This is a genomic window from Kitasatospora griseola (assembly GCF_014648555.1).
In the GTDB taxonomy this organism is placed as follows: domain Bacteria; phylum Actinomycetota; class Actinomycetes; order Streptomycetales; family Streptomycetaceae; genus Kitasatospora; species Kitasatospora griseola.
On sequence record NZ_BMRI01000005.1, the window covers coordinates 178830 to 194331 of the forward strand.

The 15502-nt window shown below is 70.4% G+C and carries 16 protein-coding genes, 3 tRNA genes and 1 pseudogene; 3 read left to right on the top strand and 17 right to left on the bottom strand.

What is annotated here, in order from left to right:
• From IEZ12_RS37980 to IEZ12_RS08710, 10 genes and pseudogenes are all read right to left on the bottom strand, one after another.
• Nucleotides 1–574: pseudogene (locus tag IEZ12_RS37980) on the bottom strand (DNA-directed RNA polymerase subunit beta); the annotation flags it as partial.
• Nucleotides 575–1174: 600 nt separating this feature from the next.
• A complete protein-coding gene (gene rplL, locus IEZ12_RS08670; RefSeq protein WP_189271493.1) occupies nt 1175–1558 on the bottom strand; it encodes a 50S ribosomal protein L7/L12 in 384 nt (127 codons plus the stop codon).
• An 83-nt stretch (nt 1559–1641) separates the two neighbouring features.
• The gene (gene rplJ, locus IEZ12_RS08675) at nt 1642–2196 is read right to left on the bottom strand and encodes a 50S ribosomal protein L10 (protein ID WP_043914630.1); all 555 of its coding nucleotides are present in this window, start codon (nt 2194–2196) and stop codon (nt 1642–1644) included.
• Between the two features lie 306 nt (nt 2197–2502).
• Nucleotides 2503–3303 carry an SCO4651 family lipoprotein gene (locus IEZ12_RS08680; RefSeq protein ID WP_189271494.1) on the bottom strand — a complete coding sequence of 267 codons (801 nt, stop codon included), beginning with the start codon at nt 3301–3303 and terminating at the stop codon, nt 2503–2505.
• A gap of 92 nt (nt 3304–3395) precedes the next feature.
• A complete protein-coding gene (locus IEZ12_RS08685) occupies nt 3396–4235 on the bottom strand; it encodes an SCO4651 family lipoprotein (protein WP_189271495.1) in 840 nt (279 codons plus the stop codon).
• Between the two features lie 153 nt (nt 4236–4388).
• On the bottom strand, nt 4389–5111 hold the full coding sequence (gene rplA, locus IEZ12_RS08690; RefSeq protein ID WP_043914633.1) for a 50S ribosomal protein L1: 723 nt from the start codon (nt 5109–5111) through the stop codon (nt 4389–4391).
• A 77-nt stretch (nt 5112–5188) separates the two neighbouring features.
• Nucleotides 5189–5623: a 50S ribosomal protein L11 gene (gene rplK / locus IEZ12_RS08695; RefSeq protein ID WP_030457453.1), complete on the bottom strand. Its 435-nt coding sequence runs from the start codon at nt 5621–5623 to the stop codon at nt 5189–5191.
• A 167-nt stretch (nt 5624–5790) separates the two neighbouring features.
• Complete coding sequence (nusG, locus tag IEZ12_RS08700) at nt 5791–6660, bottom strand: transcription termination/antitermination protein NusG (RefSeq protein WP_043914634.1); 870 nt, start codon at nt 6658–6660, stop codon at nt 5791–5793.
• A 178-nt stretch (nt 6661–6838) separates the two neighbouring features.
• A complete protein-coding gene (secE, locus tag IEZ12_RS08705; protein ID WP_189271496.1) occupies nt 6839–7198 on the bottom strand; it encodes a preprotein translocase subunit SecE in 360 nt (119 codons plus the stop codon).
• Nucleotides 7199–7340: 142 nt separating this feature from the next.
• Nucleotides 7341–7413: transfer RNA gene (locus tag IEZ12_RS08710), tRNA-Trp, on the bottom strand.
• A 273-nt stretch (nt 7414–7686) separates the two neighbouring features.
• Here IEZ12_RS08710 and IEZ12_RS08715 point away from each other — a divergent pair.
• The gene (locus IEZ12_RS08715; RefSeq protein WP_369880213.1) at nt 7687–8934 is read left to right on the top strand and encodes a pyridoxal phosphate-dependent aminotransferase; all 1248 of its coding nucleotides are present in this window, start codon (nt 7687–7689) and stop codon (nt 8932–8934) included.
• Nucleotides 8935–9048: 114 nt separating this feature from the next.
• The gene (locus IEZ12_RS08720; protein WP_189271497.1) at nt 9049–10104 is read left to right on the top strand and encodes an adenosine deaminase; all 1056 of its coding nucleotides are present in this window, start codon (nt 9049–9051) and stop codon (nt 10102–10104) included.
• A 25-nt stretch (nt 10105–10129) separates the two neighbouring features.
• Here IEZ12_RS08720 and IEZ12_RS08725 read toward each other — a convergent pair whose 3' ends face one another.
• The 6 genes from IEZ12_RS08725 to IEZ12_RS08750 form a co-directional block, all read right to left on the bottom strand.
• A complete protein-coding gene (locus tag IEZ12_RS08725; RefSeq protein ID WP_189271498.1) occupies nt 10130–11170 on the bottom strand; it encodes a UDP-N-acetylmuramate dehydrogenase in 1041 nt (346 codons plus the stop codon).
• Between the two features lie 76 nt (nt 11171–11246).
• Nucleotides 11247–11675, bottom strand: a complete 429-nt coding sequence (locus tag IEZ12_RS08730; protein WP_043914642.1) for a MaoC family dehydratase — start codon at nt 11673–11675, stop codon at nt 11247–11249.
• The gene (locus IEZ12_RS08735; RefSeq protein ID WP_043914644.1) at nt 11672–12133 is read right to left on the bottom strand and encodes a MaoC family dehydratase N-terminal domain-containing protein; all 462 of its coding nucleotides are present in this window, start codon (nt 12131–12133) and stop codon (nt 11672–11674) included. Before IEZ12_RS08735 ends, IEZ12_RS08730 begins: the two co-directional genes overlap by 4 nt.
• 93 nt (nt 12134–12226) lie before the next feature.
• Complete coding sequence (gene rpmG, locus IEZ12_RS08740; protein WP_006604855.1) at nt 12227–12391, bottom strand: 50S ribosomal protein L33; 165 nt, start codon at nt 12389–12391, stop codon at nt 12227–12229.
• A gap of 84 nt (nt 12392–12475) precedes the next feature.
• Nucleotides 12476–12548 (bottom strand) — tRNA-Met (locus tag IEZ12_RS08745).
• A gap of 42 nt (nt 12549–12590) precedes the next feature.
• Nucleotides 12591–12663 (bottom strand) — tRNA-Thr (locus IEZ12_RS08750).
• Between the two features lie 384 nt (nt 12664–13047).
• On the opposite strand from IEZ12_RS08750, the gene IEZ12_RS08755 reads away from it, so the two are divergent.
• Nucleotides 13048–14298 carry an amidohydrolase family protein gene (locus IEZ12_RS08755; RefSeq protein ID WP_043914647.1) on the top strand — a complete coding sequence of 417 codons (1251 nt, stop codon included), beginning with the start codon at nt 13048–13050 and terminating at the stop codon, nt 14296–14298.
• A gap of 64 nt (nt 14299–14362) precedes the next feature.
• Here IEZ12_RS08755 and IEZ12_RS08760 read toward each other — a convergent pair whose 3' ends face one another.
• Entirely contained in the window at nt 14363–15289 is a 927-nt protein-coding gene (locus IEZ12_RS08760; protein WP_189271499.1) for an HNH endonuclease signature motif containing protein, read from the bottom strand.
• Nucleotides 15290–15502 lie beyond the last annotated feature (213 nt).

Here is a 15502-nt window from a genome sequence, read left to right on the forward strand (position 1 = left end):
GGGAGGGGATGATCTTCGCGGAGAAGATGTCCTTGTCGGACACCTTGTCCAGGGTGGAGTCGAAGTACACACCCGGGGAGCGCACCAGCTGGGACACGACGACACGCTCGGTGCCGTTGATGATGAACGTGCCCTTGTTGGTCATGAGCGGGAAATCGCCCATGAACACGGTCTGGGACTTGATCTCACCGGTCTCGTTGTTGGTGAACTCCGCGGTGACGAAGAGCGGGGCCGCGAAGGTGAAGTCGCGGTCCTTGCACTCGTCGATGGAGTTCTTCGGCGGCTCGAAACGGTGGTCCCGGAAGGTCAGGGACATCGACCCGCTGAAGTCCTCGATCGGGGAGATCTCTTCGAAGATCTCCTCCAGACCGGACTTGGTGGGGACGTCCTGACCGCTCTCCAGGGCTGCCTCGACCCGGGACTTCCAGGCCGCGTTGCCGAGCAGCCAGTCAAAGCTCTCGGTCTGCAGGGCGAGGAGGTTCGGGACCTCGAGGGGCTCCTTGATCTTCGCGAACGAGACGCGGAGCGGGGCGGTGGATGCGGAATTGTTCGAGGCGTTGCGCGGCGCGGCCAAGAGGGGGGTCCTTCCGAGGGCTCGGAGCTCACTACGCGCATACCGTCCGGGCCTTGGCCGAGGCGGAAAACCCCAGGTCAGGACAGGGGCCACTCCGGGCGACGAGTCACGGAGCAGCTAATAGGCAGCGCAAAGGGACAGTGTAGCCAATGGCGACACTGCTAGCAAGCCCTGATTCGGAGACCGAATCGGACGCTCCTCCCGTACAACCGACAACCCGGGCAGTGATCCCTCACCGGCCGGGCCGTCGCACCCACTCCTGCGTCACCGGGAACCTTCCCAGCGCCACCGCCGAATATGCATCGGAGGCGGTTCCGCTTGGGCACGCGCCTTGAGAATCGCGCGCCGCGTGCTGTTCGTCAAGGCCCCCACCAGGGTGCGGACCTCGTAATGCCCATCGTCGCAGCCGCTCCGGGCGTTACACACGCCCCGTGACGGGGTGGCGACGACAGCGATCACCCTACCCCCGGCGACCGACAGGATCCGAGTCCGCCGTGGACCGGACGGAACCGAACGAAGCAGAACGAAAGCAGGCCGGGCCGGCCACCCCGAAGGGTGGCCGGCCCGGCCGGAAGAGCACCTCTCAGAGAGAGGAGAAAGTCACTTGACGGTGACCTTGGCGCCAGCGCCCTCGAGCTGAGCCTTCGCCTTCTCGGCGACGTCCTTGGCAACCTTCTCCAGGACCTTGGCACCAGCGGTGTCAACGAGGTCCTTGGCCTCCTTCAGGCCGAGGGAGGTCAGGGCGCGCACCTCCTTGATGACCTGGATCTTCTTGTCGCCGGCACCGTCGAGGATGACGTCGAACTCGTCCTGCTCCTCGACAGCCTCGGCGGCGGCGGCCGGGCCACCGGCGGCGGCAACGGCGACCGGGGCGGCAGCGGTGACGTCGAACTTGTCCTCGAAGGCCTTCACGAAGGCAGCGAGGTCGATCAGGGTCATGTCCTCGAACTGCGCGAGCAGGTCCTCGGTGCTGAGCTTCGCCATGATTGGCGTCCTTCCACTAATTCGGCAGGTGCCGGATGTACGGATTGGCGGGCGTGCTTACGGGCCCGCTGGGACGGAAGTGGTTACTCCGCGTCCTCGGCGGGAGCCGGAGTACCGGCACCGCCCTGCTCGGCCTTCTCGCGCAGCGCTTCCACGGTGCGAACGAGCTTGGACGGGAGCGCCTGGAAGACGGCGGCAGCCTGGGACTGCTTGGCCTTCATCGCACCCGCCAGCTTGGCGAGCAGCACCTCGCGGGACTCGAGGTCCGCGAGCTTCTTGATCTCATCGGCGGTCAGCGCCTTACCGTCAAGGACACCGCCCTTGATGATGAGAGCAGGGTTCTCCTTGGCGAAGTCACGCAGAGCCTTCGCCGACTCCACCGGGTCACCGGTGACGAAGGCGACAGCCGTCGGGCCGGCGAACAGGTCGTCCAGCTCGGAGATCCCGGCCTCATTGGCCGCGATCTTGGTCAGCGTGTTCTTCACCACGGCGTAATCGGCGTTGCCGGTGAGCGAGCGACGCAGCGTCTTGAGCTGCTTCACCGTGAGACCGCGGTACTCGGTCAGAACGGCGGCGCTGGAAGCACGGAACTTGTCCGTGATCTCGGCGACGTCGGCAGCCTTGTCGGGCCTGGCCATAGGCTTACGCCTCCTTCCGTGATGTCGAAGTCGGGCCGACCTTCGAGAAGTCGACCATTCAACGCCGCGGACCCCGGGAAGCGAAAAAGCCCCGGCGCGCAGGCGCACGGGGCTTGCCATGACCTCGACGAACCGTGAAACGGTCCGGAGATCTTGTCTGCTCCACAACCTGCGCGGGCGATCTGCACGAAGCAGATCCTTCGGCACCGTCCACCCTTTCGGGCGAACAGCAGCAACCAGCGGTCTTTGGCTCGGCCAGCCTAACGGTCCCAGCGGATTTGTCCAAATCGGCCCGACCGCGGAGGTTTACGGGAACGGCGGCGCCGTGGCGCCCGACTCCGGGGCGATGTCCGCCTCGGCGGGGGCCTGCACCGAGAGCGCGGAGCTGCCGAACTCGCCGTACCCGATGGTGTCCACCTCCGCGGCGGCCCGGCGGAGCTGGACCAGCTGGTCGCGGTCGTTGAGCCACAGGTCGAGCACCACGTCGCCGGGGCCGAGCGCGTGCTCCAGGGCCTGCCGCCGGCCCTGGTCGAGCTGGGTCTGCGCGGCGGCGTACCGGGCGGCGGTCAGCGTGACCCGGTAGTGCTCGACGCTGGTGTCCAGCAGCTTCTCCTCGCCGACCAGCACCGGGTCGTCGGCGGCGGCCGCGGCGTTGGTGGCGACCACCGGGTTGATCCGGTCGATCAGCGCGGAGTAGGGGTTGCGGCCGCCGGTGTACTTCTCCCAGTGCGGGCCGCCGAGCCGGGCGGCGGTCTGCGGGTCGCCGCCCACGTACGCGGAGGTGTCCAGCACCATCAGCTTCCGGGTGTCCGCCTCGCCCCGGTACTGCAGCACCGCCTTGGGCGCCCAGAACAGCGCGCCCTTGCCCCGGTCCTCCCCCAGGGTGGCCCGGTACTCGGACCGCCGGGCCTCGTGCAGCGCCAGCTGGGCGGAGAGCAGCACCCCATGCGGGGAGCGGTCGGTGGGCGTGGCCTGCACGGTGGACGGGGACGGGGTGGTCGGCCGTTCGGTGCCGCCGCCCGACCCGGAGCCGGTGCAGCCGCTCGCCGCGGCCAGCAGCAGGGCTGCCGCCAGCAGGGCCGCGGCCGTACGAGCGCGTGCCGCCATCGGTCCCTCCTTCCGGCCGTCCGTTCCGTTCCCCCACCTTGTCACGCGTCCCGTCCGGCCCGGCGGCGACCCCGGGCCGGACGGGACCGGGATCACTGCTTCAGCAGATCGGCCAGCGAGAAGACCTCGGAGTCGGCCGGGGCCTTGGTCGGCTGGACGGTGCCGAGGTCGCTGTAGACGATCTTGGCGGTGCCGGTCGCCAGGCCCTTGCTGAGCTGCTGGACGAGCTCGCCCTTGGCGTTGATCCAGAACTCGGTGGTGACCGTCGAGCCCTTCTTCTTCAGCTCGGTCAGCACCTGGGTCTTCAGCTCCGGCGTCAGCGACATCTTCTCGACCAGGGCATCCAGCGGGACCTCGCTGCGGAAGTGCTTGGTGAACTGGCCCGCCACCGTCTCGGTGCCGGACTGGATCGCGGTCGGCGCGGCGACGGCCAGCTGCACGGCCGGGTCCATCAGCTCCATGGTGAAGGCGAAGCCGCCGGCGCCGCTGCCGCCCGGGGTGTCCTGGGCGGCGGCCTTCGAGTCGACCTTCATCCAGGTCTTGCCGCCGGCCTGCTCGGCCATGTCGGCACCGACCCCCATGTACATCACGTCGCCGACGAAGAGGACCTTGCTGTCCGTGCCGTCGACCTTGGTGTTGAGCAGGAAGGTCTTCGGCGTCTTCCAGACGAACTCGCCGGTGCCTACGGTATTGCCGCTGACGGTGAGCTTGGCGCTGCCGGCCTTCTCCATCACCGCGGCCGAGGCGAGCAGTGTCTCCTTGGAGCCGAGCGTCGCACTGCCCTGACCACTGTCCTGGCCGCCGCCGCTCGCCGCGGAGGCGCTCGAAGCCGGCTTGGTGTCGGCGGCGGTACCGCTCGATCCGGAGCTGCCACAGGCGGTCAGCAGTCCTGCGGCCAGGCAGGCCACGGCAACGGTACGCAGTGCGCGCACGAGAATCCCCCATTGTCCGATTCACATGTCGAAAGACTTTCGGACTCTATCCGATGGCCCGGACCGTCGCGCCGGCGATGAAAGGCACCGGGCCCGCACCCCCAAGAGGGGTGCGGGCCCGGTGAGTTGACCGCGTGGGGAACTGACCTGGGGTCAGACCGCCGCCGGGTCCTCCTCGACGAGGAGGTTGCGGGTGCGGTTCGGGTCCACCTGGATGCCGGGGCCCATGGTGGTCGAGAACGCGATCTTCTTGATGTAACGGCCCTTGGCGGCGGACGGCTTGGCCCGGAGGACCTCGTCCAGCGCCGCGGCGTAGTTCTCGACCAGCTGCTCGTCCGAGAACGAGGACTTGCCGATGATCAGGTGCAGGTTCGAGTGCTTGTCGACGCGGAACTCGATCTTGCCGCCCTTGATCTCGTTGACGGCCTTGGCGACGTCCGGGGTCACGGTGCCGGTCTTCGGGTTCGGCATCAGGCCACGGGGACCGAGCACGCGGCCCAGGCGGCCGACCTTGCCCATCAGGTCCGGGGTGGCGACGACGGCGTCGAAGTCCAGACGACCCTTGGCGACCTCGTCGATCAGCTCGTCCGAGCCGACGATGTCGGCACCCGCGGCACGCGCGGCCTCGGCACGCTCACCGTTCGCGAAGACCAGGACCCGGGCGGTCTTACCGGTGCCGTGCGGGAGGATGACGGTGCTGCGGACCATCTGGTCGGCCTTGCGCGGGTCGACACCCAGACGCATGGCGACCTCGACGGTGCCGTCGAACTTGGTGGTGGAGGTCGCCTTGGCGAGGCGGACCGCCTCGAGCGGGGCGTAGATCCGGGTGCGGTCGACCTGGGCGTCCGCGGCCTTGAGAGCCTTGCTGCGCTTCACTGCTGCTCCTAGTAACTAATGGAGTTCGTGGTAGTCACGGGCCGCGCTGGCCCTACCACGGTGGACGTACGGGCTGTTCAGCCCTCGACGGTGATGCCCATCGACCGGGCGGTGCCGGCGATGATCTTCTCCGCGGCGTCCAGGTCGTTGGCGTTCAGGTCGGGCATCTTGGTGGTGGCGATCTCGCGCACCTGGGCCGAGGTCAGCTTGGCGACCTTGGTCTTGTGCGGCTCCTTGGAGCCCTTGTCGATGCCCGCGGCCTTCAGGATGAGGCGCGCAGCCGGCGGGGTCTTCGTGACGAAGGTGAAGGAACGGTCGTCGTAGACCGTGATCTCCACCGGCACGATCATGCCGCGCTGCGACTCGGTGGCCGCGTTGTACGCCTTGCAGAATTCCATGATGTTGACGCCGTGCTGGCCGAGCGCGGGGCCGACCGGCGGGGCCGGGTTGGCCGCACCGGCGTTGATCTGGAGCTTGATAAGCCCCGTGACCTTCTTCTTCTTGGGAGGCATGTCTCTCCGGGTCCTTCCGAGAGGTGAGTGCTGGTGGTACCCGGCCCCGGGGCGAAACCCGAGTGCCAGGACACACATCGGACCAGGCTAACCGCTGAGGCGGCGCTGGACCAAAACGGTGCCGGGGCGGAGGCTCTCGCCCCGCCCCGGCACCGGAGACCTGTGGGTCAGTTCTTCTGGATCTGGTCGAAGGAGAGCTCGACCGGGGTCTCCCGGCCGAAGATCTCCACCAGGCCCTTGACCTTCTTCGAGTCGGGGTTGATCTCGTTGATGGTCGCCTGCAGGGTGGCGAACGGACCGTCGGTGACGGTGACCGAGTCGCCGACCTCGAAGTCGAGCACCTGCACCTCGACCGGGCGCACCGGGGAAGCCTTGCCGGCCTCCTTGGCGGCGGCGCGCTCCACGTCGGGGGCGAGCATCTTGACGACCTCGTCCAGGGTCAGCGGGTACGGGTCGTAGGCGTTGCCGACGAAGCCGGTGACACCGGGGGTGTTGCGCACGACGCCCCAGGACTCGGGGGTGAGGTCCATGCGCACCAGCACGTAGCCGGGGAGCTTGTTCTGCCGGATGGTCTTGCGGTCGCCGTTCTTGATCTGGACGACCTCCTCCTGCGGAACCTGGGACTCGAAGATGTAGTCCTCGACGTTCAGCGAGACGGAGCGCTGCTCCAGGTTCTGCTTCACCCGGTTCTCGTAGCCGGCGTAGGTGTGGATGACGTACCACTCGCCCGGGGCGCGGCGCAGCTGCTCACGGAACTCGGCGACGGGGTCGGACTCGACCTCCTCGGCGACGACGTCCTCGGCCTCTTCGGCCTGCTCGCCCTCGGCGGCCTCGTCGTCCACCTCGTGCACGGCCTCGACCTCGGCCGGCTCGCCCGCCTCGGCGTCGGCGACCTCGGCCTCGTCCTCGTCGCCGTCCGCGCCGTCAACGATCTCCTCGGCGGCCTCGACGTCGGCAGCCTCGGCCGCGTCCAGCTCGGCGGCGACATCCGCCTCGCGGACGGTCTCGTCGGCGTCGTACAGGGGGGACTCAGACACGGTCGCTGCTTCTTTCCTGGTTGTGGAACGGATACCTCAACAGTACCGACTCAACGGTAGTCGCCCGTGGCCGTTCGCGCCGACAGCTCGACCCGGGCCGAGAGGTTCGGCCCGGGTCGGGGTGAAGTATCGGTGCGGAATCGGCGGGGATCCCGGTTTCGGTCGGCCTGATCGGGCGTCAGCCGAAGAGCCAGAAGGCTCCCTTGGCGAAGACCCAGTCGAGACCGGCGACCAGCAGCATCAGCACGATCACGAAGGTCACCACGACGGTGGTGTACTGGATCAGCTGGTTGCGAGTGGGCCAGACGACCTTGCGCAGCTCGGCGATGATCTGGCGGTAGAAGATGCCCATCCGCGCGAACAGGCCCTTCTTGGCCCGCTTGCCGGACTTCTTGCCACCCTCGCCGCCGTCGGCCTTGTTGGCACGCCGACGCTCACGCCGCGACAGCTTGCCGTCCGCGGTGGTCTCGTCCGCCGCGTCGGCCCCCTCGGGGTTGCCGCTCTCAGGCGTTGCGGTGGAGCCCGTGGTCTCCGTCACTCGTCCTCACCTGAATCCGGGTCCTGCGGAGCTACCGTGCCTGGTGCACGGGCGATCCGGCGAAAGCAGTGCTGGGCGGGGCCCTCTCCGCATCAAGCCCGCTCGCTCTTCGGAGCGAACGGGCTTGGCACGAATTGAGCTGCAGGGCACGAGGGACTCGAACCCCCAACCGCCGGTTTTGGAGACCGGTGCTCTACCAATTGAGCTAGTGCCCTTCGGAACCTTGCGGCTCCGTCGTGGCCCCCAACCTACCGTATCCACCCGGCCGTGTGGTGAACCCCGGCCGAAGGATCCGCACTTGGGAGCCGTCGAGCAGTGAGTGTACGGGTTCTTGGTCGATTGGTCGAACCTCATTTCCCGCGACCCGCACGACGGCTTCACCCGGGCAGCGGGCGAACGTCACCCGGTCGGCAGCGGCGTACGGATGCTGGAACGCGCCGGTACGCATGGTGGAACCGCGATGCCCGACCGCTGTGCGGTCTGGGACCATGCAAGACATGAGCGCACCCACCCCCGAGAACGTCCCCCCCGCGAACCGCCGGGTCTCCGCCCGGGTCGGCGCCATCGCCGAGTCGGCCACCCTCGCCGTCGACGCCAAGGCCAAGGCCCTCAAGGCGGCCGGCCGTCCGGTGATCGGCTTCGGCGCCGGCGAGCCCGACTTCCCGACCCCCGGCTACATCGTGGACGCCGCCGTCGCGGCCTGCCAGGACCCGGCGAACCACCGCTACACCCCGGCCGGCGGTCTGCCGGAGCTGAAGGCCGCGATCGCCGCCAAGACGCTGCGCGACTCCGGCTACCAGGTGGACGCCTCGCAGGTGCTGGTGACCAACGGCGGCAAGCAGGCGATCTACAACGCCTTCGCCGCGATCCTCGACCCGGGCGACGAGGTGATCATCCCGGCCCCGTACTGGACCACCTACCCGGAGGCCGTGAAGCTGGCCGGCGGCACCCCGGTCGAGGTGATCTCGGACGAGACCACCGGCTACAAGGTCTCGGTGGCGCAGCTGGAGGCCGCCCGCACCGCGAACACCAAGGTGGTGCTGTTCGTCTCGCCGTCCAACCCGACCGGCGCGGTGTACACCGAGGCCGAGGCCGAGGCGATCGGCCGCTGGGCGCTGGAGCACGGCCTGTGGGTGCTCACCGACGAGATCTACGAGCACCTGGTGTACGGCGACGCGAAGTTCACCTCGCTGCCGGCCCTGCTGCCCGAGCTCGCCGACAAGTGCATCGTGGTCAACGGCGTGGCGAAGACCTACGCGATGACCGGCTGGCGGGTGGGCTGGCTGATCGCCCCGAAGGACGTGGTGGCCGCCGCCGCCAACCTGCAGTCGCACGCCACCTCCAACGTCTCCAACGTGGCGCAGCGCGCCGCGCTGGCGGCCGTGGCCGGCGACCTGTCCGCGGTGGACGAGATGAAGACCGCGTTCGACCGCCGCCGCCGCACCATCGTGGCGATGCTGAACGAGATCGAGGGCGTGTACTGCCCCGAGCCGGAGGGCGCGTTCTACGCCTACCCGTCCGTCAAGTCGCTGCTGGGCAAGGAGATCCGCGGAAAGCGCCCGCAGACCTCCGCCGAGCTGGCCGCGCTGATCCTGGACGAGGCCGAGGTCGCGGTCGTCCCCGGCGAGGCCTTCGGCACCCCGGGCTACCTGCGGCTGTCGTACGCGCTGGGCGACGCCGACCTGGTCGAGGGCGTCAGCCGGCTGCAGAAGCTGCTGGGCGAGGCCCGCGCCTGATTCACCCGGGCCGCGGCGTGTCCCGTCGGCTCGACCGCCCCTCGCACCTCACCCCTTCGGGCGACGTGCGGGGGGCGGTTCCTGTTTCGGCGGGTTATGCGGCAGGATCGGTGAATGGATCGCCTGCGTGATGTCCGGAGCCTCCCGAAGGCTCATCTCCACCTGCACTTCACCGGTTCGATGCGCCCCGCGACGCTGCTCGAACTCGCCGACAAGCACGGCATCCGGCTGCCGGAGGCCCTCAGTTCGGACCACCCGCCGAAACTCCGGGCGACCGACGAACGCGGCTGGTTCCGGTTCCAGCGGCTGTACGACACCGCGCGCTCCTGCCTGCGCGACGAGGCCGACATCCGCCGGCTGGTCCGGGAGACCGCCGAGGACGAGCGCGCCGACGGCTCCCGCTGGCTGGAGATCCAGGTCGACCCGACCTCGTACGCCCCGCTGCTGGGCGGGCTCACCCCGACCCTTGAGCTGATCCTGGACGCCGTCCGGGAGGCCTCCGAGGCCACCGGGGTGGGCATCCGGGTGCTGGTCGCGGCGAACCGGATGAAGTCGCCGATGGACGCCCGCACGCTGGCCCGGCTCGCCGTCCGCTACGCCGACCAGGGCGTCATCGGGTTCGGCCTGTCGAACGACGAACGGCGGGGCCTGGCACGGGACTTCGACCGGGCGTTCGCGATCGCCCGGAGCGGCGGGCTGCTGGCCGCGCCGCACGGCGGGGAGCTGGCCGGGCCGGGTTCGGTCCGCGACTGCCTGGACGACCTGGGCGCCGGCCGGATCGGCCACGGCGTGCGGGCCGCCGAGGACCCGCGGCTGCTGCAGCGGCTCGCCGACCGGCAGGTCACCTGCGAGGTCTGCCCGGCCTCGAACGTCGCGCTCGGCGTCTACGAGCGGCCCGAGGACGTCCCGCTGCGCACCCTGTTCGAGGCCGGCGTGCCGCTGGCGCTGGGCGCCGACGACCCGCTGCTGTTCGGCTCCCGGCTGGCCGACCAGTACACCCTGGCCCGCGAGTCGCACGAGTTCACCGACGCCGAACTGGCCGAACTGGCCCGGCAGTCGATCCGGTCGTCGCGGGCTCCCGAGCACGTCGCCAAGGAGCTGCTGGCGGACGTCGACGCCTGGCTGGTCGAGGAACCGGCCCTCGCCGGGGCCGAACCGGTCCCGCTCTAGCGTCTGTCGGACGGCCGGACAGACCCTAAAGGCTGACGCCGACCATCACCGGCTCGTTGACCAGGTCCACCCCGAAGGCCGCCCGCACGCCGTCCCGCACCTCGCGGGCCAGTGCGAGCAGGTCCTCGGTGGTGGCCGAGCCGCGGTTGGTGAGGGCCAGGGTGTGCTTGGTGGAGAGGGTGGCCGGGCCGGAGCCGTGGCCCTTGCGGAAGCCCGCGTTGTCGATCAGCCAGGCCGCGGAGGTCTTGGTGCGGCCCGCGCCGGCCGGGTAGCCGGGGGCCCGCAGCTCGCCCAACCGGGCGGTGAAGTCGGCGAACTGAGCGTCCGTCAGGATCGGGTTGGTGAAGAAGGAGCCCGCCGACCAGGTGTCGTGGTCGGCCGGGTCGAGCACCATGCCCTTGCCGGCCCGCAGCCGCAGCACCTCGGCGTGCGCCTCGGCGAGCTTCACCCGCTGCTCGGCCTCGACGCCGAGCGAGCGGGCCACCTCCGCGTACTTGATCGGGGAGGACAGCCCGCCCTCGTCGGCGAGCCGGAAGCGGACCCGCAGCACCACGTACCGGTCCGGGTCGGCCTTGAAGCGGCTGTGCCGGTAGGAGAAGGCGCAGTCGGCGCCCGCCAGCGTCACCGTCTCGCCCAGCAGGCGGTCGTAGGCGACCACCTCGGTGATGGTCTCGGCGACCTCCTGGCCGTACGCGCCGACGTTCTGCACCGGGGTCGCGCCCGCGGAGCCCGGGATGCCGGCCAGGAACTCGATGCCCGCCAGGCCCGCATCGACGGTGCGGGCCACCGCGTCCGCCCAGACCTCGCCGGCCGCGAGTTCCAGCAGCGTGCCGTCCAGGGTGAAACCGGTGGTGGCGATCCGCAGGACGGTGCCGGGGAAGCCGGCGTCGGAGATCACCAGGTTGGAGCCGCCGCCGATCACCAGCAGCGGCTCCCCCGCGCGGTCGGCCGCGCGGACCGCGGCGACCACCTCGGCGTCCGTCTCGGCCGTCACCAGCCGGCGCGCGGGGCCGCCGAGGCGCAGCGTCGTCAACGGGGCCAGCGGTGCGTCCATCTGCTCAATCACCGCCCCAGCGTAACCGCCCACCGCACGACGGCGGCCCCGCGCGAGCGGCTCAGGCCCGGCCGGCCGGGGCGGCGGTTCAGCCCAGTCGGACCACGGCCCGGGCCATGCCCAGCACCTTCTGGCCCTCGCTGGTCGCCACCAGGTCCACCCGGACCCGGTTGTCGTCCAGCAGCGCCGCGACCTTGCCGCTGACCTCGATCACCGCGCCGACGCCGTCGTTCGGCACGATCACCGGCTTGGTGAAGCGGACGCCGTACTCGACCACCGCGGCCGGGTCGCCGACCCAGTCGGTGACCACCCGGGCGGCCTCGGCCATGGTGAACATGCCGTGCGCGATCACGTCCGGCAGGCCGACCTCGACCGCGAACTTCTCGTTCCAGTGGATCGGGTTGAAGTCCCCCGACGCCCCCGCGTACTGGACCAGCGTGGCCCGGGTCACCGGGAACGACCGGGCCGGCAGCTCGGTGCCGACCTGGACCTCGTCAAAGCGGACCGCCACGGTCACTCCTTCCCGGCTTCGTCGGCGGCACGGGCCACCAGCGTCATGATCGACGTCACCACGTGCTCGCCACTGGCGTCGTGCACCTCGCCGCGGACCGTCAGCACGTCGTTGCCGGCCAGCGACTTGATCGCGTCGATGGAGATCGTCACCGAGAGCCGGTCCCCGGCGCGCGCCGGGCGGGAGTACACGAACTTCTGGTCGCCGTGCACCACCCGGCTGTAGTCCAGACCCAGCTCCGGATCGTTCACCACCTGCGCCGCCGCCTGGAAGGACAGCATGAAGGGGAACGTCGGCGGGGCGATCACATCCGGGTGACCGAGCGACTTGGCCGCCTCGGCATCGGTGTACGCCGGGTTCGCGTCGCCGATCGCGGCGGCGAACTCACGGATCTTCTCGCGGCCGACCTCGTACGGCGCGGTGGGCGGGTAGGTCCGCCCGGTGAACGAGGGGTCGAGCGGCATGGGCAACTCCTCCGATGGTCCGGCTGATCCGTCATGCAGAAATGACTCCAGGCCGCGCCCCGTGATGGGGTGCGGCCTGGAGTCGAGGCAAAGTCAGCGGGTCTCGCGGTGCGCCGTGTGAGAGTTGCAACGCGGGCAGTGCTTCTTCATCTCAAGACGGTCCGGGTCGTTGCGCCGGTTCTTCTTGGTGATGTAGTTCCGCTCCTTGCACTCCACGCAGGCCAGCGTGATCTTCGGGCGGACGTCAGTGGCAGCCACGGGAGTGCCTTCCTGGGACAACGAATAAGAACACAGACAAGAGTAGCCGATCGGGAGTGATCCCCCCCCGATCGACTACGCGGGTAGCGGTGACCGGACTTGAACCGGTGACACAGCGATTATGAGCCGCTTGCTCTACCAACTGAGCTACACCGCTTTGATGAACGAACCCTCACCGAGGCGAGGAGCCTTTCACCAGAGCCCCCATGCGGAATCGAACCGCAGACCTTCTCCTTACCATGGAGACGCTCTACCGACTGAGCTATAGGGGCGAACGAGGAAGAGATTACACGGTTCCGGGCCAGAGGTGAAATCCGTATCCGCAGCCGATCTCCGCAGGTCGAAGGGGCCGCACTGACGGGCCGTCGCCCGACACCCGTTCGACCGGCGCCGCAACCGGAACCGGCCCTCCGCGACGCCCCTCCCGCCAGCCGCTGCGCCGGCCCTCCTGCTGGCCCTCCCTCGGCGCCTCCCTCCGCGTCTCCCTCCGCTTCTCCCGAACGACACGGGCGACGACCCGGGTCCGAGCGTCCCGGCCGGGCGCGCCCTAGGCTCGACCGTCAGTGACCTCTCTCGCGGGCACGCCGCAGGCCGGCTCCCCGCACACCGGGCCCCAGGGCCGCCGGGCGGTCAACCGGACTGGAGGGAACGGGCCGATGGGCGAACGCAGCGAGGGCGACCGGCCGCCGACCCCCAACCCGCTCGGACACGGGCCGGTACTGCTGCTCACCGGCGCCCGGCTGACCGACGGCCGGGTGGTGGACGTCCGGATCAGCGGCGACCGGATCCAGGCCGTCGGCACCGTCGGCAGCCTCGGACCGCTGCCCGCCCTGCCCGGCCAACCCACCGTCACCACCGGCGCCCGCATCGACCTGTCCGGCTACCTGCTGCTGCCCGCCCCCGCCGAACCGCACGGGCACTACGACAACGCGTTCTCCGCCGCACTGCCCGCCCCGCCCCCGGACGGGCCCGCCGACCTGGTCCGCCGGGTCACCGAAGCCGCACTCACCTCGCTCGGCTACGGCGCCACCGCCCAACGCACCCACGTCCGGATCGGCGACGTGCACGGACTCGGGCGACTGGAGGCCGTCCTCACGGCCCGTCAGTCCCTGCGCGGGCTCGCCGAACTCCAGGCCGTCGCCATGCCCCGACTGCTCACCGGGCTGGCCGGCGCCGACGGCCGGGCCCAACTGCGCGACGCCCTCAAACTCGGCGCGGACGCGGCCGGCGGCTGCCCCGACCTCGACCCCGACCCGATCGGCTACGTCCAGACCCTGCTGTCCGCCGCCGCCGAGGCCGACTGCCCCGTCGACCTGCACACCGACGCCGCCGACCGGGCCCAGCTCGCCCGGCTGGTCGCCGCCCTGGCCCCGCACCGCCCACGCGTCACCCTCGGACCGTGCAGCGCGCTGCCACCAGGCGGCTCCACCGTGCTCGCCGACTCCGGCATGCGAGTCGCCTGCCTCCCCCAGAACGGCGGCTGCACCGGACTCGAAGGCCCGCCGACCGGCCTGCGCCCGTCCCTGGTCCGCGAACTGGCCCACGCCCGGGTCGCCCTCACCGCCGGCGCGGGCAGCCTCCGCGACGCCGCCAACCCGGTCGGCCGCGCCGACCCCCTCGACACCGCCCGCCTGCTCGCCGCCGGCGGCGCGCTCTCCCCCGAAGCCGCCTACGACGCCGTCTCCGCCCAGGCCCGCGCCACCCTCGGCCTCCCACCCGTCCGGGTCGACGCCGGCTTCCCCGCCGAACTCCTCGCCATCCGCGGCGACAGCCTCACCGGCGCCTTCGCCGGCGGCCACTCCCGCCTCGTCGTCCACTGCGGCCGAATCGTCTCCCGCACCAGCGCCGTCCGCGAATTCGCCGACACTGTGGCCCTCGCCCTCCCCCGCCAGAACCACCCGGGCTGACGAGCCGTCCCACGCTTGTCGGCCGGCAGGCCGCACCTGCCCCCGGCTTGCAGCGTGGGTCGTGTCAGTTGCCGCGGTGCTGGGCCCAGTGCGCTTCCAGCCAGTCGCGCCCGTGCTCAAGCGGCACGGCCGGTGCGGCGCCGTGCAGGGGCGCGTAGGTCGGGTATGCGGCCAGCTCCGGCGCCAGGTCGAGGACCAGACTGCCGGGGTCGACCGCGATGTGTCCCAGGTCGAAGAGGCGATGGACGTCCCGGCGCAGGAGAATGCCGCCGTTTTCATGGTGCTCGGCATTGGCGGCGTAGCTGTACAGGTGCGCAGCCTCCAGCACGCCGGCAGGGGCGGGACCGGTGAACGCGCACACCGCGCCGTGCCGTTCCATCAACCGGGCACGGAAGGCCGCCTGTCCGACCCGAGCACGCACGATCCGCTCGGAATGGCCACCCGTGATCGCGCGCCGGGCCTGCTCGGCGATGGTCACCGATGCGCTCACTCCTGCACCGGCGAGGGCTTCCTGGAGCCGCTCCCAGCGCATGCTGCGAATGCTGTGCTGGGTACCGGGCTTGTCGCACATCGGCCGAAGTACCGATCCGGGCAGGACACCCGCCATGTCGACCCATGCGGCATCGTGCCGGGTGCGGTAGGTCGTGACTACCTCCCGACGCGAGTCGGGCACGTCGAATGTGCCCCCGCACTTGCACACGTAGACCGGTCGCTTCGTCTTCCTCGGCTTGAAGCTGCCCTTCCCGCAGTTCGGAAGCGGGCAGGTGTAGCGGTCCTTCTCGGCCCGGCCGAGCTCGATGTGCTCGATCACCGACACGCCGAGCAAGGTCTTCTTGTCCCACAACGCGATCACGTCGCCGACTGCGGGTCCCCCACTGTTGGGGACAGTCTCGTCCCAGCTGTAGTGCCGCGCCGGATCATCGTCGTACCCGTCGTTGCCGCTGCGCTCGCGGTTGTCACCCACCGCCAGAACCAGCCACGCCGTCGCCACACCAGCCCCCTGTGTTCCCGCCCCCATGGCCACACCTTGCATGGCCACCACAACCTAGCCGCCTCTTGCGACGAGGATCGTGCCGACCTGCTCGTCACCGCGCGGCTCCAGCGGCGACCCCACCCCGGGACACCGCAGTTCTGGTCCGCGCCTGGTCCGTAACCACTGATCAGGCCCGGGATTCGGGCGGGACGGACCGCTCGGAACGACCGT

Excerpts from the sequence above, each read along its gene's own strand:
- rplJ (WP_043914630.1), bottom strand. The coding sequence starts at position 2,196 with ATGGCCAGGCCCGACAAGGCTGCCGACGTCGCCGAGATCACGGACAAG.
- IEZ12_RS08735 (WP_043914644.1), bottom strand. The coding sequence starts at position 12,133 with ATGCCGCTCGACCCCTCGTTCACCGGGCGGACCTACCCGCCCACCGCG.
- IEZ12_RS08755 (WP_043914647.1), top strand. The coding sequence starts at position 13,048 with ATGGGCGAACGCAGCGAGGGCGACCGGCCGCCGACCCCCAACCCGCTC.
- rplK (WP_030457453.1), bottom strand. The coding sequence starts at position 5,623 with ATGCCTCCCAAGAAGAAGAAGGTCACGGGGCTTATCAAGCTCCAGATC.
- IEZ12_RS08680 (WP_189271494.1), bottom strand. The coding sequence starts at position 3,303 with ATGGCGGCACGCGCTCGTACGGCCGCGGCCCTGCTGGCGGCAGCCCTG.
- IEZ12_RS08715 (WP_369880213.1), top strand. The coding sequence starts at position 7,687 with ATGCAAGACATGAGCGCACCCACCCCCGAGAACGTCCCCCCCGCGAAC.
- IEZ12_RS08720 (WP_189271497.1), top strand. The coding sequence starts at position 9,049 with ATGGATCGCCTGCGTGATGTCCGGAGCCTCCCGAAGGCTCATCTCCAC.
- rplL (WP_189271493.1), bottom strand. The coding sequence starts at position 1,558 with ATGGCGAAGCTCAGCACCGAGGACCTGCTCGCGCAGTTCGAGGACATG.